The organism is Pseudomonas sp. dw_612, from assembly GCF_018449725.1.
Classification (GTDB): domain Bacteria; phylum Pseudomonadota; class Gammaproteobacteria; order Pseudomonadales; family Pseudomonadaceae; genus Aquipseudomonas.
This window is the reverse complement of the sequence record NZ_JAAVVC010000001.1, coordinates 279359-301758: the sequence shown is the minus strand read 5'-3', so window position 1 is coordinate 301758 and position 22400 is coordinate 279359. Positions and strand designations below refer to the sequence as shown.

General features: G+C 60.7%; 16 protein-coding genes and 4 tRNA genes. 16 read left to right on the top strand and 4 right to left on the bottom strand.

Going from position 1 to position 22400, the window contains the following annotated elements:
- Positions 1 to 30: 30 nt before the first annotated feature.
- Positions 31 to 1521 (bottom strand): DHA2 family efflux MFS transporter permease subunit, encoded by a 1491-nt coding sequence (locus tag HB680_RS01345; RefSeq protein WP_213937101.1) that lies wholly within the window; start codon positions 1519 to 1521, stop codon positions 31 to 33.
- A gap of 49 nt (positions 1522 to 1570) precedes the next feature.
- Positions 1571 to 2620 carry an HlyD family secretion protein gene (locus HB680_RS01340; RefSeq protein WP_213936790.1) on the bottom strand — a complete coding sequence of 350 codons (1050 nt, stop codon included), beginning with the start codon at positions 2618 to 2620 and terminating at the stop codon, positions 1571 to 1573.
- Positions 2621 to 2838: 218 nt separating this feature from the next.
- Between HB680_RS01340 and gltX the strand changes: the two genes are divergently transcribed.
- From gltX to HB680_RS01295, 9 genes are all read left to right on the top strand, one after another.
- Positions 2839 to 4320, top strand: a complete 1482-nt coding sequence (gene gltX / locus HB680_RS01335) for a glutamate--tRNA ligase (RefSeq protein ID WP_213936789.1) — start codon at positions 2839 to 2841, stop codon at positions 4318 to 4320.
- Between the two features lie 283 nt (positions 4321 to 4603).
- Positions 4604 to 4679, top strand: a tRNA-Ala gene (locus HB680_RS01330).
- Between the two features lie 79 nt (positions 4680 to 4758).
- Positions 4759 to 4834 (top strand) — tRNA-Glu (locus HB680_RS01325).
- A gap of 52 nt (positions 4835 to 4886) precedes the next feature.
- Positions 4887 to 4962: transfer RNA gene (locus HB680_RS01320), tRNA-Ala, on the top strand.
- Between the two features lie 80 nt (positions 4963 to 5042).
- Positions 5043 to 5118, top strand: a tRNA-Glu gene (locus HB680_RS01315).
- Positions 5119 to 5300: 182 nt separating this feature from the next.
- Positions 5301 to 5840, top strand: a complete 540-nt coding sequence (locus HB680_RS01310) for a TetR/AcrR family transcriptional regulator (protein ID WP_054054121.1) — start codon at positions 5301 to 5303, stop codon at positions 5838 to 5840.
- A gap of 32 nt (positions 5841 to 5872) precedes the next feature.
- Positions 5873 to 6706 carry an alpha/beta hydrolase gene (locus HB680_RS01305; RefSeq protein ID WP_213936788.1) on the top strand — a complete coding sequence of 278 codons (834 nt, stop codon included), beginning with the start codon at positions 5873 to 5875 and terminating at the stop codon, positions 6704 to 6706.
- A gap of 47 nt (positions 6707 to 6753) precedes the next feature.
- Positions 6754 to 7203 (top strand): thioesterase family protein, encoded by a 450-nt coding sequence (locus HB680_RS01300; protein WP_213936787.1) that lies wholly within the window; start codon positions 6754 to 6756, stop codon positions 7201 to 7203.
- Between the two features lie 167 nt (positions 7204 to 7370).
- Complete coding sequence (locus tag HB680_RS01295; RefSeq protein WP_213936786.1) at positions 7371 to 8330, top strand: tRNA-dihydrouridine synthase; 960 nt, start codon at positions 7371 to 7373, stop codon at positions 8328 to 8330.
- 222 nt (positions 8331 to 8552) lie between these two features.
- On the opposite strand, the gene HB680_RS01290 is transcribed toward HB680_RS01295, so the two are convergent.
- Entirely contained in the window at positions 8553 to 11831 is a 3279-nt protein-coding gene (locus HB680_RS01290; RefSeq protein WP_213936785.1) for a PAS domain S-box protein, read from the bottom strand.
- Positions 11832 to 11900: 69 nt separating this feature from the next.
- Entirely contained in the window at positions 11901 to 12791 is an 891-nt protein-coding gene (locus tag HB680_RS01285) for a LysR family transcriptional regulator (RefSeq protein WP_213936784.1), read from the bottom strand.
- A 153-nt stretch (positions 12792 to 12944) separates the two neighbouring features.
- Here HB680_RS01285 and leuC point away from each other — a divergent pair, with 153 nt between their 5' ends.
- The 7 genes from leuC (at position 12945) to HB680_RS01250 (ending at position 22371) form a co-directional block, all read left to right on the top strand.
- Complete coding sequence (gene leuC, locus HB680_RS01280; RefSeq protein ID WP_213936783.1) at positions 12945 to 14363, top strand: 3-isopropylmalate dehydratase large subunit; 1419 nt, start codon at positions 12945 to 12947, stop codon at positions 14361 to 14363.
- Positions 14364 to 14373: 10 nt separating this feature from the next.
- A complete protein-coding gene (gene leuD, locus HB680_RS01275; protein ID WP_213936782.1) occupies positions 14374 to 15018 on the top strand; it encodes a 3-isopropylmalate dehydratase small subunit in 645 nt (214 codons plus the stop codon).
- 158 nt (positions 15019 to 15176) lie between these two features.
- Positions 15177 to 15944: a class I SAM-dependent methyltransferase gene (locus HB680_RS01270; protein WP_213936781.1), complete on the top strand. Its 768-nt coding sequence runs from the start codon at positions 15177 to 15179 to the stop codon at positions 15942 to 15944.
- Positions 15945 to 15995: 51 nt separating this feature from the next.
- Positions 15996 to 17078, top strand: coding sequence for a 3-isopropylmalate dehydrogenase (gene leuB / locus HB680_RS01265; RefSeq protein WP_213936780.1), 1083 nt, complete (start codon positions 15996 to 15998; stop codon positions 17076 to 17078).
- 69 nt (positions 17079 to 17147) lie between these two features.
- Complete coding sequence (gene asd / locus HB680_RS01260) at positions 17148 to 18260, top strand: aspartate-semialdehyde dehydrogenase (protein WP_064676830.1); 1113 nt, start codon at positions 17148 to 17150, stop codon at positions 18258 to 18260.
- Positions 18261 to 18485: 225 nt separating this feature from the next.
- Positions 18486 to 19496, top strand: a complete 1011-nt coding sequence (locus HB680_RS01255) for an aspartate-semialdehyde dehydrogenase (protein ID WP_213936779.1) — start codon at positions 18486 to 18488, stop codon at positions 19494 to 19496.
- 208 nt (positions 19497 to 19704) lie between these two features.
- Complete coding sequence (locus tag HB680_RS01250; protein ID WP_213936778.1) at positions 19705 to 22371, top strand: FimV/HubP family polar landmark protein; 2667 nt, start codon at positions 19705 to 19707, stop codon at positions 22369 to 22371.
- Positions 22372 to 22400 lie beyond the last annotated feature (29 nt).

Here is a 22400-nt window from a genome sequence, read left to right as displayed (position 1 = left end):
TCGGCAGCTCCTACAAAGGATTGTGGTGCATCAGTGCGCCTCCCCAGCCTTCAACCCCGCCGGCAACGCCTTGGTCAGCAACACCGCCAACATACTGATCCCCAGTGCAATCCCGACAAAATGAAACGCATCGTTGTAGGCCATGATCGACGCCTGCTGATGCACGATTTCACTCATCTTGCCCAGCGCCGCGTTATCACTGCCAAACCGGTCCGCCATCGACGCCATGCGTTCCGCCACTTGCGGATTGCTCGGCACAATCGATTCGCGCAAGTAATCAAAGTAGGTCTTGGTCCGCGCATCCAGCAGGGTGGCGAGGAGGGCGATGCCAATCGCGCCGCCGAGGTTGCGCAGGATGTTGAACAGGCTCGACGCCGACCCCGCGTCCTGAGGCAGGATATACGCCGTGGCGATCAGCGAGATGGTCACCATGATCAGCGGTTGACCCAGCGCGCGGATGATCTGGATCTGATTGAACTGCGGCCCGGCGAAATCCGGATTCAACACGCCGGACGAAAAACTCGCCAACCCGAACAGCCCGAAACCAATGGTGCACAGCCACTTCGGCGGGATGAACTTCATCAACTTCGGCACCAGCGGAATCAAAAACAGCTGCGGCACGCCCATCCACATGATTACTTCGCCGATCTGCAGAGCGTTGTAGTTCTGGATCTGCGCCAGGTACAGCGGCAACAAATAAATCGAGCCGTACAGCCCGACGCCCATGCCGAGGCTGGAAATACTCGACAACCCAAAGTTGCGATTACCGAGGATGCGCAGGTTGATCAACGGATTGGGTTTGGAAAACTGCACGATCACAAAGCTGATCAGGCTGAACAGCGCAATGCTGCCCAGGCTCACGATCAGGGTCGATTCCAGCCAGTCCTTGCGATGCCCTTCTTCGAGAAACACCTGCAAGCAACCGAGGCCGACGCCGAGGGTCAGGATGCCCATGTAGTCGGTGCTTTTGAGCAATTCCCAGTGGGCTTCTTTCTTCTCCAGGCCATACATCAGGCCGGCGATCATCAGCAGGCCGGGCGGTATGTTGATGTAGAAAATGTATTCCCAGCCCCAGTTTTCCGTGAGCCAGCCACCGATGGTCGGGCCGATGGAGGGCGCAAACGTCGCGGTCATGGCGAACATGGCCATGCCTTTGGCACGGTGGTGTTCCGGGAGTTTGATCAGCGTGAGGGTGAACGCCAGCGGGATCAGCGCACCGCCGGTGAATCCCTGCAAGGCGCGAAACACGATCATGCTTTCCAGGCTCCAGGCCATCGAGCACAACAGCGAGGCGCCGAGAAATCCCAGCGACACCCACACCGCCAGGCGTCGCGCCGACAGCAGCTGCACCAGCCACGCCGTCAGCGGAATCATGATGATTTCCGCCACCAGGTACGAGGTGGAAATCCACGAGCCTTCTTCCAGGGTTGCCGACAGCGCGCCCTGAATGTCTTTGAGCGAGGAGTTGGTGATCTGGATGTCGAGCACCGCCATGAAGGCGCCGAGCATTACACTCATCACCGCGATCCAGTCGCGCCGGGTCGGTTCGCCGGCCGGGCGGATCAGTTGATCACCGGCCATCGTCAGGGGCGTCTTTGATGTTCACTTTGACGGTGACTGACATCCCCGGGCGGATCTTGCCGTGCAGCGGATTGTCCGCAGCGAACGTCAGTTTTACCGGAATCCGTTGTACGACTTTGGTGAAGTTGCCCGTGGCATTGTCCGGCGGCAACAGGCTGAACTGCGCACCTGACGCGGCGAACAGACTGTTGACCCGCGCTTCAATCGGCGTGTCGCCGTAGGCATCGAAGGTCAACTCGGCTTTCTGCCCGGGCAGCATATGGCCGATCTGGGTTTCCTTGAAATTGGCCTGAATCCAGATGTCCTCGTCCGGGACGATCGACAGCAGATAAGCGCCGGCCTGCACGTATTGGCCATTTCGGGCGGCGCGCTGGCCGATCAGACCGCTGATGGGCGCGTGGATTTCGCTACGGGTCAGGTTCAATTGCGCCTGGGCCAAGTCGGTTTTGGCGTTGGCGATCATTGCGTCGAGGCGTTTGATTTCGGCGCTCAGGGCGTTGACTTGCTGGCGCTGACTTTGCGCGTCGGCCTGGGCTTTGGTCACTTGCGAGCGGGCGATGTGGTTATCGGCGGAGAGGGTGGTCACCCGTTCTTCCGAGACGTAACCGGGTTTGCGCAAGGTCTGGGCGCGGGACAGGTCGATTTGCGAACGACCCAAGCTGGCTTGGCTGGACGCGACCTGCGCATCGCTGGCGGCGATCAGGCTGGATTGTTGGGTCAGCTTGCTTCGGGCCTGCACTTGCTCGGCTTCTCGCATGGCGAGAGCGGCGTTGGCGCGGTCGACGGCGAGGTGGAAATCGTCGCCCTCAAGCTTGATCAACAGTTGGCCTTTCTCGACGTGCTGGTTGTCCTGCACCAGGACTTCATCGATGCGCGCGCCCAATTGGCTGGAGACGCGGGTGATCTCGCCCTGGACATACGCGTTGTCGGTGCTTTCATAAAAGCGCCCCTTGAAGAACCAATGGGCAAAGAAGCCTCCGGCGATCAACAGGACGATCAGCAGAAAAATGAACAGGCGACGCTTGAGTTGGGCTGGCATGGGGCAGACTGTAGTCGAGAATTGTAAGGAAAGTTATCAGCAGGCGAATCTGGCATACAGCCGATAAACGGTAAATGCCATCGGCTGATATTCGGTCATTCACCACGGCATACGGGCGTTGTAGGCGCAACCTTGGCTTAAATGCCCTGCTCACTGGAGCCGGGCGGGTGTCGCCTGTTACCATTCGCCCTTTGTTTTATCTTCATTCGAGATTTGCCATGACCACCGTCCGCACGCGCATCGCGCCATCGCCTACCGGGGACCCCCACGTAGGTACCGCTTACATCGCATTGTTCAACTACTGCTTTGCCAAGCAGCACGGCGGTGAGTTCATCCTGCGGATTGAAGACACCGATCAATTGCGTTCGACCCGCGAGTCCGAACAGCAGATTTTCGACGCCCTGCGCTGGTTGGGCATCGACTGGAGCGAAGGCCCGGACGTCGGCGGTCCGCACGGTCCGTACCGTCAGAGCGAACGCGGCGATATTTATCAGAAGTACTGCCTGCAACTGGTTGAAATGGGCCATGCCTTCCCGTGCTTCTGCACCGCCGAAGAGCTGGACCAGATGCGCGCCGAGCAAATGGCTCGCGGCGAAACCCCGCGTTACGACGGCCGTGCGCTGTTGCTGTCGGCGGAAGAAGTTGCCCGTCGCCTGGCCGCTGGCGAACCCCACGTGATCCGTATGAAAGTGCCGAGCGAAGGCGTGTGCGTGGTGCCGGACATGTTGCGTGGCGACGTCGAGATCCCGTGGGATCGCATGGACATGCAAGTGCTGATGAAGACCGACGGCCTGCCGACGTACTTCCTGGCCAACGTGGTCGATGACCATTTGATGGGCATCACCCACGTGCTGCGCGGTGAAGAGTGGCTGCCTTCGGCACCGAAACTGATCCTGCTTTACGAGTACTTCGGCTGGGAACAACCGGAGCTGTGTTACATGCCGCTGCTGCGTAACCCGGACAAGAGCAAGCTGTCCAAGCGCAAGAACCCGACCTCGGTAACGTTCTACGAGCGCATGGGCTTCATGCCGGAAGCGATGCTCAATTACCTGGGTCGTATGGGTTGGTCGATGCCGGATGAGCGCGAGAAGTTCTCCCTGCAGGAAATGGTCGACAACTTCGACCTGAGCCGTGTGTCTCTTGGCGGGCCGATTTTCGACATCGAGAAACTGTCGTGGCTCAACGGCCAGTGGCTGCGTGATTTGCCGGTGGAAGAATTCGCCAGCCGCTTGCAGACCTGGGCGCTGAACCCTGAATACATGATGAAGATCGCACCGCACGTGCAAGGCCGGGTTGAAACCTTTAGCCAGGTTGCACCGCTGGCCGGTTTCTTCTTCGCTGGTGGCGTGAACCCGGATGCCAAGCTGTTCGAATCCAAGAAGCTTTCGGGCGATCAGGTTCGGCAGTTGATGCAGTTGATCCTGTGGAAGCTCGAAAGCCTGCGTCAGTGGGAGAAGGACAGCATCACCGCGACGATTCAGGCGGTGGTCGAATCCCTGGAATTGAAGCTGCGCGATGCGATGCCGCTGATGTTCGCTGCAATCACCGGGCAGGCCAGTTCGGTGTCGGTGCTCGACGCGATGGAAATCCTCGGCCCGGACCTGACGCGTTTCCGTCTGCGCCAGGCCCTCGACTTGCTCGGTGGCGTGTCGAAGAAGGAAAACAAGGAGTGGGAAAAACTGTTGGGCAATATCGCCTGATTCCCACTGTACTCTGTAGCAGCTGCCGAAGGCTGCGTTGGGCTGCGTAGCGGCCCCTTATGGCAGCGACACAATCTGTCTGAAAGGGCAGGGCCGCCGAATCGCGAGTGTTGCACACTCGAACGCAGGCTGCGGCAGCTGCTACAGGAACGGATCTGGCCTCGGATTTACGGGGTTTGGCGGTAAGTGATTGTTATGTCGGCAAAAAACTTTGAAATATTTTAAAAATAAGTTTGACAGCCTTCCGATGCGCCATTAAGATTCGCCCCGTCCTCAGCGATGAGGGGCTATAGCTCAGCTGGGAGAGCGCTTGCATGGCATGCAAGAGGTCGACGGTTCGATCCCGTCTAGCTCCACCAATTTACACTTCAAGGTCTGGCCACACCGGCCTTGAAGCGATCAACACTCAGCGTTGATCAGTTGTATAGAAGGGTTTGCGTCCCCTTCGTCTAGTGGCCTAGGACACCGCCCTTTCACGGCGGTAACAGGGGTTCGAGTCCCCTAGGGGACGCCAGTTTTACAGAAGCAGTGTCGCAAGATGCTGCTCCGCCGCCAGGCGATAAATCGGGGCTATAGCTCAGCTGGGAGAGCGCTTGCATGGCATGCAAGAGGTCAACGGTTCGATCCCGTTTAGCTCCACCAATTTTACAGTTCAAGGTCTGGCCACACCGGCCTTGAATCGATCAGCGCTCAGCACTGGTCAGCTGTATAGAAGGGTTTGTGTCCCCTTCGTCTAGTGGCCTAGGACACCGCCCTTTCACGGCGGTAACAGGGGTTCGAGTCCCCTAGGGGACGCCACGATTACCCGCTCTGCGGGATTTATAAGGGTCATTCAATTATTGAATGGCCCTTTTGTTTGTCTGGCGTTTGGCCAATTCTCCTTTTTCTTCAAAACTGTTCTTCAGACCAGCGGTCACACCCATGACTTGCGCAAATTTATTATGCGAATAATATTCTAGTCGTAATATTCGGAGGCAACGATGAACGATAAAAAAGCTCAAACCCGCGAACGCATCCTCAAGGCTGCCAGCGCAGCGCTGATCCAGCGCGGCCCGGCCGAGCCTAGCGTGGGCGAAGTGATGGGCGCGGCCGGCCTGACGGTCGGCGGCTTCTATGCGCACTTCGAAAGCAAGGACGCGATGATGCTGGAAGCGTTCAAGCAGTTGCTCGGCCACCGTCGAGAGCTGATTGCCGACATGGATGCCGAGTTGACCGGAGAAGAACGCCGCGCCTTGGTGGCTGCATTCTACCTGTCGCGCAAACACCGTGATTCCTCTAGCTCGGCGTGCCCGATCCCGGCTTCGGTCGGTGAACTGGGCCGTCTGCCGGACGAATTCCGGGTGGCATTGAATGAGCATGTGGAACTGATGGTCGCGCAGTTGGCGGCCAGCCCGGAAGACACCGACAAAGCCTTGGCCGACATGGCCTTGATGGTCGGTGGTCTGGCTCTGGCGCGGGCGCTGGGGCCAGGCGAATTGTCCGATCGATTGCTGCGCGCCGCCAAATCAGCGGTGCTATGACCTGAAGGCAAAATGGCCTGAGGAGTGGAGCGATGAGCACGTTAAAGTGGGTTCGTGGCGTTAATGGCACCTTGGGCTGGTTCGCGCCACACCTGGTCGCGAGCAAAATGCGCCTGGCATTCATGACGCCGCGCACGTTCGCACCCAGTGACTGGGAATTGCCGATGCTGGCTAGATCCGAGCGCATCACCCTGCGCTTCGGCCTCTCGGCATTGCGCTGGGGGCAGGGGCCGACGGTCCTGCTGATGCACGGTTGGGAAGGCCGGCCGACTCAGTTCGCCAACCTGATCACCGCGTTGGTGGACGCCGGTTACACCGTGGTCGCCCTCGACGGCCCGGCCCATGGTCGCTCGCCGGGGCGTGAGGCGAACGTGGTGTTGTTCGCCCGGGCCATGCTCGAAGCCGCGGCTGAATTGCCGCCCCTGCAAGCGGTGATCGGCCACTCCATGGGCGGCGCCAGTGCGATGCTCGCGGTGCAGTTGGGTTTGCGCACTGAAACGCTGGTCACGATTGGCGCTCCGGCGCGAATTCTTGGCGTGCTGCGTGGTTTCGCCCGTTATGTGCGGCTGCCACCGAAAGCCCGCTCGGCGTTCATCCGGCAGGTCGAGAAAGACGTCGGCATGCGCGCCGCCACCCTGGATGTCGCGCACTATCAACTCGATATGCCGGGGCTGATCGTACACGCCGAAGACGATTGCTACGTGCAGGTCAAGGAATCCCAGCTGATTCACGAAGCCTGGTTCGACAGTCGCCTGCTGCGCCTGGAAGAGGGCGGTCATCACCGGGTGATGGCAGATCCTCGGGTGATTGATGGGGTGTTATCACTGCTGGCCGGTCGCAGCCTTCAAGCGCGGCAATCGGCCTGACATCCGTTACACTGCCCCGGTCGAATTTATCTGACCGGGAGTGGGGCATGGGCTGGGATCGGGCAACGCCATTTATCATTGATCTGGAAGTCGGCGCCGAGGACATCGACGGGTTGGGCCACGCAAATAACGCGGTGTACGTGACCTGGCTCGAGCGCTGTGCCTGGCGTCACTCGCAACGGCTTGGCCTGGATCTGGTCGAGTACCGGCGGCTGGATCGGGCGATGGCCGTGGTTCGCCATGAGATCGATTACCTCGCCGCTGCTTATGAAGGTGATGAGTTACAACTGGCGACCTGGATCGTCGATTGGGACCAGCGCCTGAAAATGACCCGACACTTCCAGCTCAAGCGCCCCAGCGATAACACCACGTTGCTGCGGGCCCAGACCACCTTCGTCTGCATCGAACTGTCCACCGGCAAGCCCAAGCGCATGCCGGCAGAATTTATCGAGGGCTATGGCCCGGCGTTGCAGATCCTGGATACAACCAAAACCTAATCATGTGGGAGCGGGCTTGCTCGCGAAGGCGGTGTGTCAGTCACCATTGATATGACTGACAGAGTGCCTTCGCGAGCAAGCCCGCTCCCACAGTGGATCTGCGATGTTCTGCAGATTGCCGCCGAAACCAGTAAACTGCCGCACGTTTTTCGTTGAGTGTGTTTTCCATGCAAATTGCTTTGGCGCCCATGGAGGGGTTGGTCGACAACATCCTGCGGGACGTGCTGACCCGCGTCGGCGGTATCGATTGGTGTGTGACCGAATTCATTCGGATCAACGATCAACTGCTCACGCCCGCCTATTACCACAAGTTCGGCCCTGAACTGCTGACCGGTGCCCGCACCGCGTCCGGCGTGCCGTTGCGCGTGCAGCTGCTCGGTTCCGACCCGGTGTGTCTGGCGGAAAACGCCGCACTGGCCTGCGAACTGGGTTCGGAAGTCATCGACCTGAACTTCGGCTGCCCGGCCAAGACCGTCAACAAATCCCGTGGCGGCGCGGTCCTGCTCAAAGAGCCTGAACTGCTCAATCAAATCGTCGAAACCGTGCGTCGTGCGGTGCCTGCGCATATCCCGGTCACCGCCAAGATGCGCCTGGGCTTCGACAGTCCGGACGGCGCGCTGGTCTGCGCCACGGCCTTGGCCGAAGGTGGCGCGGCGCACATTGTGGTCCATGCGCGGACCAAGACCGATGGCTACAAACCCCCGGCCCACTGGGAATGGATTCCGCGCGTGCAGGACGTGGTCAAAGTCCCGGTATTCGCCAACGGCGATATCTGGAGCGTCGAAGACTGGCGCCGTTGCCGCGAAATCAGCGGCGTGGAAGACATCATGCTTGGGCGCGGTCTGGTGTCGCGCCCGGACCTGGCCCGACAAATCGCCGCCGCGCGCGCCGGTGAAGAAGTGGTCGAGATGACCTGGGCCGAGCTGCTGCCGCTGATTCAGGATTTCTGGTTGCAAGCCAAGGCGCAGATGACGGCCCGTCAATCGCCGGGGCGCTTGAAGCAGTGGCTGGCGATGCTGACCCGCAATTATCCCGAAGCGGTGGAGTTGTTCACCGTGCTGCGGCGTGAAACGGAGCTGGATCAGGTTTCGCGTTTGCTGGGCCTGCAAGTCGTGGAAGCCGCTTAAAAAATTCCAGCCCACCGCTGCTCTGAAGCGCAACACACCCGTCGTAGCAGCTGTCGAGCCCCGGCGAGGCTGCGTTCGGCGGCGAAGCCGTCGCAAACCCTGCATATGCGGTTTGCCCGACACACCGCATCGCTTGATTTCACGACGACTGCGCCGCCGAACGCAGCCTCGCCGGGGCTCGACAGCTGCTACGAGATTGCATCGATTTCGGGTGTGTGCCCGTCATTTGAGGAGTTTCAGAAACCCCTCCACCGGCAACGGCCGACTGTGCAAATACCCTTGATACAAATGGCAGCCCAACCCCTGCAAAAACGCCAGTTGCTCCGGCGTTTCAACGCCTTCGGCAATCACCTCCAGCCCCAGGCTGCGGGCCATGGCGACGATGGCACGGATGATTTCGGCGTCGTTGGGGTCGGTGGTGGCGTCGCGGATAAATGACTGGTCGATTTTCAGTGTGTCCACTGGCAGGCGCTTGAGGTAGGTCAGTGAGGAATAGCCGGTGCCGAAGTCGTCCATGGCAAAGCTCACGCCGAGTTTTTTCAGGCGGCGCATTTTGCTGATGGTGTCTTCCAGGTTCTGGATGACGATGCCTTCGGTGATTTCCAGTTTCAGCAGCGAGCAGGGCAGGCCATGGCTGCTCAGGCTGCGTTCGATGCGTTCGACAAAGTCGTTCTGGCGGAATTGCCGTGGGCTGATGTTCACGCACAGGCTGAAATTGAGCGGGTCAATCAGACCCTTGGCGATCAATTGTTTGAAGGCATCGCAGGCTTCGTCGAGGATCCAGGTGCCGACTTCCAGAATCAACCCGCTGTCTTCCAGGACCTTGATGAACTCGGTAGGCGATTGCGCGCCGAGTTCTGGGTGGTTCCAGCGCACCAAGGCTTCGGCGCCGATGATGCGGTTGTCCTGAGCATCGACCTGCGGTTGGTAATGTACGCTGAATTCGCCCCGGGAAAGGGCCAGGCGCAGGTCGGTTTCCATGCGCAGCCGTTCGCTGGCGGCCTTCTGCATGGTGTTGTGGTACATCTGCGTGGTGTTGCGCCCCGAATCCTTGGCCCGGTACAGGGCAATGTCGGCGCGCTTGAGCAGGTCGGTCGGGGTCGAGCCGTGATCGGGGATCAGCGCGATACCGATGCTCGGCGTCACTTGCAGGCGCTGGCCGTCGAGGAACATCGGTTCCGAGAGCAATTCGCGCAAGGTGTCCGCCAGCTCCCGAACCTGCTCGCTGACTTCGCTGCGCGAACCTTCCAGGCCACTGAGCAGCACCACGAACTCGTCGCCACCGAGCCGCGCCACGGTGTCTTCCATGCGCACACTGGCTTCGAGCCGTGCGGTGATGATCTTCAACACCGTGTCGCCCACCGGGTGACCCAGGGAGTCGTTGATGTGCTTGAAGTGGTCGAGGTCGAGAAACATCAAGGCACCGCGCAGGTTGTGGCGCTTGAGCAGGGCGATTTGCTGGCTCAGGCGATCCATCAACAGTGCGCGGTTGGGCAGGTTGGTCAGCGGGTCGTGGTAGGCCAGGTGACGGATCTGCGCTTCGGCGTTTTTCAGCAGGCTGACGTCTCGGGCGGTCAGCAGCAGGCATGCGGTTTCGTTAAGCGTGATCGGTTCTACCGAGACTTCGACGGTGAGCAGGTCCCCGCGTTTATTGCGCCCGAGCATCTCCTGATGGTGCACGCGGCCCTTGATCTGTAGCTCGGCCAGCAGCGCCGAGCGTTGTTTCTCTTCGGCCCAGATGCCGACCTGATACACGGTTTTACCAATCACTTCGTCGGCGCGATAGCCGGTCAGGCGACAGAAGCCGTCGTTGACCTCCAGATAGCGTCCGGTGTCGCGCTCGGTGATGGTGATGGCGTCGGGGCTGGAGTGGAACGCCTTGGCGAATTTCTCTTCACTGGCCTTAAGCGCCGCTTCTGACCGCTGTTGCTGGGTGATGTCGCGCAGGGTCGTGACGATGCACGGCTGTTCGCCGACGCTGATCTGCCGGCTGGAAATCACGCAGGTCAGGGTTTGCCCGTCCTTGTGCTGCACCAGGATCGCAACGTTGCTCAGGCCTTGTTCGCGGATAACCTGCTCGATGCGTTGCAGGCTTTTCGCCGAGGCGTCCCACAGGCCGATTTCATCCGCGCTGCGGCCAATCACGTCGGCGGCGGTCCAGCCGAATATCTGGGTGAAGCTGGAGTTGATCTCGATGAACTGACCACTTTCCTGGCGGGTGACGCAGATCGGGTCCGGGCTGACCTGGAACAGCGTGGCGAATTTCTCCTCCGAGGCCACCAGTTGCTGCTCGCGCTCGACCTGATCGGTGATGTCCAGCAGGGTGCCGGCCATGCGCAACGGCTGGCCGTTTTCATCGCGATAGAGCCGGGCGCGGCTTTCCAGGAAACGCGAACTGCCGTCGGGCAATTGCACCCGATAGGTCAACTGATAATTGCCGGCCGGGCCTTCGCGCAGGCTGCGGTAGGCATTGCGCATGCTGCTGCGTTCTTCGCCGGGCACGCCTTCGAAGAATTCATCGAAAGATTCATGAAACGGCTTGGGATCCAGGCCATGCAACTGCGCCGCCCGCGCCGAGCCATAGAGCATGCCGCTGGGAATGTGCCAGTCCCAAGTGCCGAGTTGCGCCGAGTCCAGGGCCAGGTCGAGGCGTTCCTGGCTGTCCTTGAGTGCATGTTCGGCGGCTTTGCGTTCGGTGGTGTCAAGGAACGTGCTCAATAAGTAAGGCTGACCTTCGAGTTCGACCTTTTGCGCGCTGAGGATGCCATCGTGAACCTGACCGTTGCTGGCGCGAAACTGCACTTCCATGCTGATCAATTCGCCCTTGGCTTTGGTTGCCTTGACCAGCACGGCCCGTTGTTCGGGATGCACCCACAGGCCCAATTCCAGGGTGGTGCGGCCAATGACGCTTTGCACCGGCCAGCCGAACAGGCTTTCGAAATATTGATTGGCCTCGCTGATCAGTCCGTCTTCCTGGCGGGTCAGCAGCACCATGTTCGGGCACAGGTGGAACAGCGTGGCGAAGCGCTTTTCCGAGCTGCTCAGGGCCTGCTCGCGTTGGCGCTGGTGGGTGATCTCGCGAATCACCCCGATCATCCGTGGCCGACCGTGTTTGTCCGGCAGCAGGCTGCCGTTGATCTCCAGCCAGTGCAGGCTGCCGTCGGGCCAGCGGATGCGGTGATGCATCGCCTGTTCCAGCGGGGCGCCGGCGATGACTTGATGGAACGCACGAATGGTTTTCGCCCGGTCCTCGGGCGGCAACAGGTCGAGGTATTCCAGGTCCGCCGGAAGCGGTTGCTTGGGATCGAAGCCGAACAGCGCCTGGGTGCCCCGGGACCAACTGATCTGCCCGCGTTCGATGTCCCAATACCACGCGCCCAGATGCGCGCCGTTGAGCGCGGCCAGCAACTGCGGGGCGCTTTCCCAGCTCTGCTCTGACCGCTGCGGGTCAATGGCCTGAATACGCGGCATCGGCGGAATACGGTCAACAGATTTGGGCATTGGCAGCAGGCCTTGGGCTGAATGGGGCGTTAGGCACGGGGTTTCGCAGCTCTATAGGAGTAGCACAAGTCAGCCGTGGGTCCGTGGCAGATCGATTTGTGCATCCAGCAGGGCCATAAAGGCACGTGCCGCATTCGAAAGCGTCCTTTCCGTGTGCAGGATATAGCCTAGCTGGCGAGTGAGTTGTATGCCCGGCAAAGGTATCCGCGCCACCTGATCATCGAGCATGGTGCGCGGCAAAACGCTCCAGGCCAGGCCGATCGACACCATCATCTTGATGGTTTCCAGATAATTCGTGCTCATGGCGATGTTCGGTGTAAGGCCTTGGGCTTCGAACAGGCGCTGGACGATGTGGTGAGTAAAGGTGTTGCCGCCGGGGAAAACCGCCGGATGCAGGGCGATATCCGCCAGGCTGACCGGGCCGTCGCTGATCAGCGAATGCTCCGGGGCGACCACGAAATCCAGTGGGTCGTCCCACACTGGCGTGGCCTTGACCAACGCATGGGGCTCCGGCGCCAGGGTGATGACCGCCAGCTCGGCGCGGCCATGGAGGATTTCTTCGTAGGCCACTTCCGAATCGAGGAACTGAATATCCAGCGCTACTTGTGGGTAACGTCGGGTGAATTCCCTTAATAAGGGCGGCAAGCGGTGCAGGCCGATGTGGTGACTGGTGGCCAGGGTCAGGCGCCCGCTGACTTCGCCGGTCAGGTTGGTCAGGGCGCGGCGGGTGTCGTCCAGCACATTCAGAATCTGATAAGCCCGTGGCAGCAGGGCGCGGCCGGCCTCGGTCAGGCCGACTTCACGGCCCAGGCGATCAAACAGGCGCACCTTCAATTGCTGCTCCAGCCCGGCGATGCGCTTGCTGATCGCCGGTTGTGTCAGGTGCAGCCGTTCGCCCGCGCCGGAGAAACTCCCGGTCTCGGCAATCGCGATAAAAGCGTTGAGGTTGGCCAGATCCATTGTTGTATTCCAGTTGGTTATCCAAAGCATGAAAAATATGAATTTGAGTTATTTAATGTAACCCCCTAGGATCGACCTCACAAGCCAAGGGGTTATTGAACCGTGCACGACCCAAGGCATAGAAAATAGAAGCAAGCTGATGAGGACCGTCTGATGGCCGGCAAAACGCTTTACGACAAGCTCTGGGATTCCCATGAAGTGAAACGGCGCGACGATGGGTCGTCGCTGATCTATATCGACCGCCACATCATCCATGAAGTGACTTCGCCCCAAGCTTTCGAAGGCCTGCGTCTGGCCGGGCGCAAGCCTTGGCGTGTCGACTCGATCATCGCCACCCCGGACCACAACGTGCCGACCACCCCGGATCGCAAGGGCGGCATCGAAGCGATTACCGACCAGGTTTCGCGTTTGCAGGTTCAGACCCTCGATGACTACTGCGACGAATATGGCATCACCGAATTCAAAATGAATGACGTGCGTCAGGGCATCGTTCACGTGATCGGCCCGGAGCAGGGCGCGACCTTGCCGGGCATGACCGTGGTCTGCGGCGACTCGCACACCTCGACCCACGGCGCGTTTGGCGCGTTGGCCCATGGCATCGGCACCTCCGAAGTCGAGCACGTGTTCGCCACGCAGTGCCTGGTCGCCAAGAAAATGAAAAACATGCTGGTGTCGGTCGAGGGCAAATTGCCGTTCGGCGTGACGGCCAAGGACATCGTGCTCGCGGTGATCGGCAAGATCGGCACCGCCGGCGGTAACGGCCATGCCATCGAATTCGCCGGCAGCGCGATTCGTGATTTGTCCATCGAAGGCCGCATGACTATCTGCAACATGTCCATCGAGGCCGGCGCCCGCGTGGGTCTGGTGGCGGCGGACGAAAAAACCGTGGAATACGTCAAGGGCCGTCCCTTCGCACCGAAAGGCGCGGAGTGGGACATGGCTGTCGAAGCCTGGAAAGATTTGGTTTCCGACACTGATGCCGTGTTCGACACTGTCGTGGAGCTCGACGCCACCCAGATCAAGCCACAAGTCAGCTGGGGCACTTCGCCAGAGATGGTCTTGGCCGTTGATCAGAACGTGCCGGACCCGGCGAAAGAGATGGACCTGGTCAAACGCGGTTCCATCGAACGCGCGTTGAAATACATGGGTTTGAGCGCCAATCAGGCGATCACCGACATTCAATTGGACCGTGTCTTTATCGGCTCCTGCACCAACTCGCGGATCGAAGACCTGCGCGCCGCGGCAGTCATCGCCAAGGGCCGTAAAGTCGCTTCGACCATCAAGCAAGCCATCGTGGTGCCGGGCTCGGGCCTGGTGAAGGCGCAAGCCGAGGCTGAAGGCCTGGACAAGATTTTCCTCGAAGCCGGTTTCGAGTGGCGTGAACCGGGTTGCTCGATGTGCCTGGCGATGAACCCGGACCGCTTGGAGTCGGGCGAGCATTGCGCCTCGACCTCCAACCGCAACTTCGAAGGGCGTCAGGGCGCCGGTGGCCGTACGCACCTGGTCAGCCCGGCGATGGCCGCTGCGGCTGCCGTCAACGGTCGTTTCATCGACGTTCGCGAACTGATCTGAGGAACCGCACATGAGAGCTTTTACCCAACACACCGGTTTGGTCGCGCCATTGGACCGGGCCAACGTCGACACCGACCAGATCATTCCGAAGCAGTTTCTGAAGTCGATCAAACGCACCGGTTTTGGTCCGAATCTGTTCGACGAATGGCGTTACCTGGACGTGGGCTACGCCTACCAGGACAACTCCAAGCGCCCGCTGAACAAGGATTTCGTGCTCAACGCCGAACGCTACCAAGGCGCCAGCGTGCTGCTGGCCCGTGAGAACTTCGGTTGCGGCTCCAGCCGTGAACACGCGCCGTGGGCCCTGGAAGAGTACGGTTTCCGCAGCATCATCGCGCCGAGCTATGCCGACATTTTCTACAACAACAGCTTCAAGAACGGCTTGCTGCCGATCATCTTGAGTGACGCTGAAGTGGATGAGTTGTTCCAGCAGGTCGAGGCGAATCCTGGCTATGAGTTGACCGTCGACCTGGTAGCCCAGACCGTGACCCGGCCGGATGGCAAGGTCTACAGCTTCGAGCTGGATGAGTTTCGCAAGCATTGCCTGGTGAATGGCCTGGACGATATCGGTCTGACATTGATGGACCACGAGGCGATTGCGACGTTTGAAAGCAAGCACCGGGCGAGTCAGCCTTGGTTGTTTCGCGATGTTTGATTGATCCGGGATTGATGTAGACAGGGCTGGCCTCTTCGCGAGCAAGCCCGCTCCCACAGTGGATTTGCGGCGAACACAACCCCCCTGTGGGAGCGGGCTTGCTCGCGAAGACGGCAGCCCAGACACCACAAGGCTAAACCCCAAAAAGGAAGTCCCCCATGACCAGCACCGCCCAGCACAGCCAAGTCGTACAAAAGCAATTCGGTGAACAGGCCTCGGCCTACCTGAGCAGCGCCGTTCACGCTCAAGGCACCGAATTCGCGCTGCTACAGGCTGAGCTGGCCGGGCGGGGCGAGGCCCGCGTGCTGGACCTGGGCTGCGGCGCCGGTCACGTGAGTTTTCACGTAGCCTCGCTGGTCAAGGAAGTGGTGGCCTACGACCTGTCCCAGCAAATGCTCGACGTGGTGGCTGCGGCGGCGACTGATCGTGGTTTCAGCAATATCATTACGGTCAACGGCGCCGCCGAGCGCCTGCCGTTCGCCGATGGCGAGTTTGACTTCGTGTTCAGCCGTTATTCGGCGCACCATTGGAGCGATCTGGGCCTGGCCCTGCGGGAAGTGCGCCGGGTGCTGAAACCGGGTGGCGTGGCGGCATTCGTCGACGTGCTGTCCCCGGGCAGCCCGTTGTTCGACACCTACCTGCAAAGCGTCGAAGTGCTGCGCGACACTAGCCATGTGCGCGATTATTCTGCCGGCGAGTGGTTGCGCCAAATCAGCGAAGCGGGGTTGCATACCCGCAGCACCACGCGCCAGCGGCTGCGTCTGGAGTACACCAGCTGGGTCGAACGCATGCGCACACCGCAAGTCATGCGCGCGGCGATCCGCGAGTTGCAGCAATCGATGGGCCATGAAGTACGCGAATATTTTGAGATTGAGGCCGACGGTTCGTTCAGTACAGATGTACTGGTGCTGATGGCAGAACGATAGAATTTTTCCGGGCGCGCCCACGGGCGCACCGACTGATGACATGAGGAAAGCATGAGCAAGCAGATTCTGATTCTCCCAGGTGATGGTATTGGCCCGGAAATCATGGCCGAAGCGGTCAAGGTGCTGGAACTGGCCAACGACAAGTACAGCCTGGGCTTCGAGCTGAGCCATGACGTGATCGGTGGCGCCGCCATCGACAAGCACGGCGTGCCGCTGGCTGACGAGACCCTGGAGCGCGCCCGCGCTGCCGACGCCGTACTGCTGGGCGCGGTGGGCGGCCCGAAATGGGACACCATCGAGCGTGACATCCGCCCTGAGCGCGGTCTGCTGAAAATCCGTGCGCAACTGGGCCTGTTCGGCAACCTGCGCCCGGCAATTCTGTACCCGCAACTGGCCGAAGCCTCGAGCCTCAAGCCTGAAATCGTCGCGGGCCTGGACATCCTGATCGTCCGTGAACTGACCGGCGGCATCTACTTCGGCGCGCCACGTGGCACCCGCACCCTGGAAAACGGCGAGCGTCAGTCCTACGACACCCTGCCGTACAGCGAAAGCGAAATCCGCCGCATCGCCCGTGTCGGTTTCGACATGGCCATGGTTCGTGGCAAAAAGCTCTGCTCGGTGGACAAGGCCAACGTGCTGGCGTCCAGCCAACTGTGGCGTGAAATTGTCGAAGAAGTGGCCAAGGATTACCCTGAGGTCGAACTGAGCCACATGTACGTCGACAACGCCGCCATGCAACTGGTGCGCGCACCGAAGCAGTTCGACGTGATCGTCACCGACAACATGTTTGGCGACATCCTGTCGGATCAGGCGTCGATGCTCACCGGTTCCATCGGCATGCTGCCGTCGGCGTCCCTGGACACCAACAACAAGGGCATGTACGAGCCTTGTCACGGTTCGGCGCCGGACATCGCGGGCAAAGGCATTGCCAACCCGTTGGCCACTATCCTGTCCGTGTCGATGATGTTGCGTTACAGCTTCAACCAGCAGGATGCGGCTAATGCCATCGAGAAGGCCGTGAGCCTGGTATTGGATCAAGGCTTGCGCACCGGCGACATCTGGTCGACCGGTTGCACCAAAGTCGGTACGCAGGAAATGGGCGACGCAGTAGTCGCCGCGCTGCGGAATCTGTAATCTCTCGGGCCCGCTGCCACTTTCACCCATGAAAGCAGCGGCCCACTTTTTCAAGAAGGTGTAGTTGCGATGAAACGTGTAGGTCTGATCGGTTGGCGCGGTATGGTCGGTTCCGTGCTCATGCAGCGGATGCTGGAAGAGCAGGATTTCGATCTTATCGAGCCGGTGTTTTTCACCACTTCCAATGTCGGTGGCCAAGGCCCGTCCGTGGGCAAGGACATTGCTCCGCTCAAGGACGCTTACAGCATTGAAGAGCTGAAGACCCTCGACGTGATTCTGACCTGCCAGGGTGGCGACTACACCAGCGAAGTCTTCCCGAAACTGCGCGAAGCCGGCTGGCAGGGTTACTGGATCGACGCCGCTTCCAGCCTGCGCATGCAGGATGACGCGGTGATCGTGCTGGACCCGGTGAACCGCAAGGTCATCGACCAGCAGCTCGATGCGGGCACCAAGAACTACATCGGCGGCAACTGCACCGTCAGCCTGATGCTGATGGGCCTGGGCGGCTTGTTCGAAGCCGGTCTGGTCGAGTGGATGAGCGCCATGACGTATCAGGCGGCTTCCGGTGCCGGCGCGCAGAACATGCGTGAACTGATCAAGCAAATGGGCGCGACCCACGCCGCTGTCGCCGATCAACTGGCCGACCCGGCCAGCGCGATCCTCGACATCGACCGCCGTGTGGCCGAAGCCATGCGCAGCGACGCGTACCCGACCGAAAACTTCGGCGTACCGCTGGCTGGCAGCCTGATCCCGTGGATCGACAAGGAACTGCCGAACGGCCAGAGCCGCGAAGAGTGGAAGGCCCAGGCCGAGACCAACAAGATCCTCGGTCGCTTCAAGAGCCCGATCCCGGTGGACGGCATCTGCGTGCGCATCGGCGCCATGCGTTGCCACAGCCAGGCGCTGACCATCAAACTGAACAAAGACGTGCCGATTGCCGACATTGAAGGGCTGATCAGCCAACACAACCCTTGGGTCAAACTGGTACCGAACAGCCGCGAAGCGAGCATTCAGGAACTCAGCCCGACGAAAGTCACCGGCACCCTGAACGTACCGGTTGGCCGTCTGCGCAAGCTGAACATGGGCACCCAGTACGTCGGCGCCTTCACCGTCGGCGACCAACTGCTGTGGGGCGCGGCCGAACCGCTGCGTCGCATGCTGCGGATTCTGCTTGAGCGTTGATCGGTTGAAGCTGTGAAAGAACCCGTGCCTTGAAACAGGTGCGGGTTTTTTTATGGGATTTTCTTTGCCTGCAAAAAGATCGCAGCCTTCGGCAGCTCCTACATTGGTCGCGTGTAAACCCGATCCTGTAGGAGCTGCCGAAGGCTGCGATCTTTTGCTCTAAATTGCCGAACCGCCACCCACCCGGTAAAGTGCCGCTCCCCCCGTTTCGCCAGAGGTAGAACCATGAGCCAGTCCTTCGATATTGCCGTGATCGGCGCCACCGGTACTGTCGGCGAAACCCTCGTGCAGATTCTCGAAGAGCGCGATTTCCCGGTCGGCAATCTGCACCTGCTGGCCAGCAGCGAATCCGCCGGGCATTCGGTGCCGTTTCGCGGCAAGAACGTGCGGGTGCGGGAAGTCGATGAGTTCGATTTCAGCAAGGTTCAGTTGGTGTTCTTCGCGGCCGGTCCCGCCGTGACCCTGAGTTTCGCCTCCCGCGCCCGTGCGGCGGGTTGCTCGCTGATCGATCTGTCCGGCGCACTGTCGGCGGATGAAGCGCCGCAAATCGTGCCGGAAGCCAACGCTCAAGTACTGGCCGGCCTGAAAATGCCATTCCAGGTCAGCAGCCCGAGCCCGTCGGCCACCACCTTGGCCGTGGTGCTCGCGCCGTTGCTCAATGTGATCGACCTGCAGCGGGTTAATGTGACCGCCAGCCTGGCCGTGTCTGCCCAGGGCCGCGAAGCCGTGACCGAGCTGGCCCGGCAAACCGCCGAGTTGCTCAACGTGCGCCCGCTGGAGCCGACATTCTTCGACCGGCAGATGGCTTTCAACCTGCTGGCCCAGGTCGGCAAGCCCGATGATCAAGGTCATACGCTGCTGGAAAAACGCCTGGTGCGCGAGCTGCGTCAGGTCATGGCGCTACCTTTATTAAAGATTTCCGTCACTTGCATTCAAGCCCCGGTGTTTTTTGGCGATAGCTTTAGCGTGACCTTGCAGTCAGGCAGCACTGTGGACCTGGCAAAAGTGAACGCCGCACTGGAAGATGCGCCAGGCATCGAGCTGGTGGAAGCGGGTGATTATCCGACCCCGGTAGGTGACGCGGTAGGGCAGGATGTGGTCTATGTGGGTCGGGTTCGCAGCGGTGTCGACGACCTGTCGGAACTTAATTTGTGGCTGACGTCAGATAACGTACGCAAGGGCGCTGCGCTCAATGCTGTGCAGGTGGCTGAATTGTTGATAAAAGACCTGCTGTAAAAGATACTTGGCAACAATTTTTCGAATGATTCTAGCCGAGCGCTATGCTTGGCCGGAGTGCTGAAGGCGAGTCACCCCACGGGACTTTCCAGGGCATCAAAGAAATAATCGCGCGCGACGACCCTTCGCCGCCGCGCGCAATGCCTTACGGCAGCGGCTTTCAACACCTTCTCGCTGGCCGAGGAATGTTCAAACAAAGGATGAGGCTATGGTTCAAGTTCGCAAACTGGTGTTAGCAATAGCGGCCGCCTCGGCGCTGTCCTCCGGTATGGCGCATGCCCTCGGGCTCGGGGAACTGACCCTGAAGTCGACCCTGAACCAGCCCCTGGTGGCAGAAATCGAGCTGCTCGACGTCAAGGACCTCACCGCTGCCGAAGTGGTGCCGAGCCTGGCCTCGCCGGACGATTTCGCCAAGGCCGGCGTCGATCGCCAGGCGTTTCTCAACGACCTGACTTTCACCCCGGTCCTCAACGCCAGCGGTAAAAGCATCCTGCGCGTGACCTCCAGCAAGCCGCTCTCCGAACCGATGGTGAAATTCCTGGTTCAGGTGATGTGGCCGAACGGTCGCTTGCTGCGCGATTACAGCGTGTTGCTCGATCCGTCCAAATTCTCTCCGCAAGCCGCCGATGCCGCCGCGCAACCTGCGCCGTCTCAAGCGGTGACGGCGCCGATGACCGGCGCCACCAAGCCATCGACCTACACCACCACGCCGCGCGACACCCTGTGGGAAATCGCGGCGAAGGCACGTAATGGCGGCTCGGTGCAGCAAACCATGCTGGCCATCCAGGCCTTGAACCCGGATGCTTTCATCAATGGCAACATCAACCTGCTGAAGACTGGCCAGGTCCTGCGCATGCCGGATCAGGTGCAAAGCACCAGCCTGCCGCAACCCAAGGCCATCGCTGAAGTCGCCGCGCAAAATACCGCGTGGCGCCAGGGCCGTCGCTACGTGGCCAAACCTGGCACCGGGCAGCAGCAACTCGATGCCACCAAGCGTGGCACTGCCGATGCCGCTTCGACCCAGGCTGCGAAAGACAAGCTGAGCCTGGTCTCTGCCGAATCCGGCAAGGGCCGCAAGGGTGCCGCCGGTGATGCGAAGAATCTGAGCAATAAGTTGGCGGTGACCCAGGAAAGCCTCGACACGACCCGTCGTGACAACGCCGAACTGAAAAGCCGCATGACCGATCTGCAAAGTCAGCTGGACAAGCTGCAACGCTTGATCGAACTGAAAAACAATCAATTGGCCAAGCTGCAAGCCGAAGGCGCTGCGGGGGCTCCGGCGGCCGCCACCGCTCCAGTGATTTCCGCTGAACTGACGCCGCCTCCAGCGCCGGTAGCCACGCCGACTGATGCGGCTCCTGCCACGCCAGCACCTGTCGTGACGGCACCCGAAGCCACTCCGGCCCCGGCTGAAACGCCAGTCGAGCCGACGCCTGCGGTTTCCGACGATCAGAAGTTCAACGACCTGCTGACCAATCCGATCCTGCTGGGTCTGGTGGGCGGCGGCGCTGTCGTTCTGCTGCTGTTGCTGTTGCTGCTGGCCCGTCGCCGCAAAGCCCAGCAGGAAGCGGAAAAGCACCTGCGCATGGCGCGTGCCCTGGCTGAGGAACAAGAGTTTTCCCCTGAGCAAGACTTGCCGGAAAGCAGCTTCGAAGGCCTCGAAGTGCCGCCGCCGAGCGTGACGCTTGCTAAAGTGCCTGCACCTGCACCTGCACCTGCACCTGCACCTGCATCTGCGCCAGTTCCGGCCCCGGCGCCAGCTCCTGTGATTGAGCCCGTCGTAGTGACCCCGCCGATTGCCGCGCCGCTGATCTCTCCAGCCGCCGAGCGTAATGACGACGTCCTGAGCCACGCCCAGTCGCACATCAACGCGGGTCGCCTGAATCAGGCCGCCGCGTTGCTCGAAGACGGTATCAAGCAAGAGCCGCAACGCAGCGACCTGCGCCTGAAGTTGATGGAAGTCTACGGTCAGCAAGGCGATCGTGATGCGTTTGTGGCTCAGGAGCGTCAGTTGGTGGCCAATGGCGAGAACTTCGCTCAGGTCGAACAACTGAAAAGCCGTTTCCCGGCCATGGTGCTTGCAGCGGCGGCCGGCGGCATTGCAGCCGCCGCCGTCGCGGCCGAGCTGGACGCACAGTACGTCAAGGACCTGCTGCTGGATGAGCCCGAAGGGCCGGCCCCGGCCGTGGACGATCTCGACAGCACTTTTGACTTGAGCCTGGACGACCTGGAAAACGCTTCTCCGGCAGCGGTTACACCGGTTCCGGCGCCGGAAGCCCTGGCAGAACTGGACGACTTCCCGCTGGACGACGATTTGAGCTTTGAGTCGGTGCTGCAACAGCAGACCGAGATCAAGGAAAACCTCGACGACCTGTCGGATTTCGATCTGGACCTGGACCTCGGTGGCGATGCTTCGCCGGCAACCCTGGCGGAAGATGATTTCCTGCTGGACCTGGACGAGGGCGTCAAAGACCTGCCTCCTGTCGAAGTGTCAGCCGTGACGGAAGCCGCGCTGGATGATCTGGAGCTGCCGGCCGATTTCGACCTGTCCCTGGCGGACGAAATGGACGTCCCTGAGCCCAAGGATGCGTTCGCGGCGGAGCTGGATGACGTCAACGCCGAACTGGAGCGGTTGTCCCAGAGCCTCGGCGAACCGACCTTTACCGCCGAAGACGCGGCCGCCTCGGTGGCTGACGAGCCGGAGTTCGATTTCCTCTCCGGCACCGATGAAGTCGCCACCAAACTCGATCTGGCCCAGGCCTACATCGACATGGGCGACAACGACGGCGCCCGGGACATCCTCAATGAAGTGGTAACCGAGGGTGATGCGGGGCAGAAGAGCGAAGCCAAGGAAATGCTTTCGCGTCTGGCTTGATAGTTGAGTCAGTTGTAAACAAAACGGCA

Coding starts and splice junctions, on each gene's coding strand:
- asd (WP_064676830.1), top strand. CDS start 17,148: ATGAAACGTGTAGGTCTGATCGGTTGGCGCGGTATGGTCGGTTCCGTG.
- HB680_RS01290 (WP_213936785.1), bottom strand. CDS start 11,831: ATGCCCAAATCTGTTGACCGTATTCCGCCGATGCCGCGTATTCAGGCC.
- leuD (WP_213936782.1), top strand. CDS start 14,374: ATGAGAGCTTTTACCCAACACACCGGTTTGGTCGCGCCATTGGACCGG.
- gltX (WP_213936789.1), top strand. CDS start 2,839: ATGACCACCGTCCGCACGCGCATCGCGCCATCGCCTACCGGGGACCCC.
- leuB (WP_213936780.1), top strand. CDS start 15,996: ATGAGCAAGCAGATTCTGATTCTCCCAGGTGATGGTATTGGCCCGGAA.
- leuC (WP_213936783.1), top strand. CDS start 12,945: ATGGCCGGCAAAACGCTTTACGACAAGCTCTGGGATTCCCATGAAGTG.
- HB680_RS01255 (WP_213936779.1), top strand. CDS start 18,486: ATGAGCCAGTCCTTCGATATTGCCGTGATCGGCGCCACCGGTACTGTC.
- HB680_RS01300 (WP_213936787.1), top strand. CDS start 6,754: ATGGGCTGGGATCGGGCAACGCCATTTATCATTGATCTGGAAGTCGGC.
- HB680_RS01340 (WP_213936790.1), bottom strand. CDS start 2,620: ATGCCAGCCCAACTCAAGCGTCGCCTGTTCATTTTTCTGCTGATCGTC.
- HB680_RS01285 (WP_213936784.1), bottom strand. CDS start 12,791: ATGGATCTGGCCAACCTCAACGCTTTTATCGCGATTGCCGAGACCGGG.
- HB680_RS01305 (WP_213936788.1), top strand. CDS start 5,873: ATGAGCACGTTAAAGTGGGTTCGTGGCGTTAATGGCACCTTGGGCTGG.
- HB680_RS01270 (WP_213936781.1), top strand. CDS start 15,177: ATGACCAGCACCGCCCAGCACAGCCAAGTCGTACAAAAGCAATTCGGT.
- HB680_RS01310 (WP_054054121.1), top strand. CDS start 5,301: ATGAACGATAAAAAAGCTCAAACCCGCGAACGCATCCTCAAGGCTGCC.
- HB680_RS01295 (WP_213936786.1), top strand. CDS start 7,371: ATGCAAATTGCTTTGGCGCCCATGGAGGGGTTGGTCGACAACATCCTG.
- HB680_RS01250 (WP_213936778.1), top strand. CDS start 19,705: ATGGTTCAAGTTCGCAAACTGGTGTTAGCAATAGCGGCCGCCTCGGCG.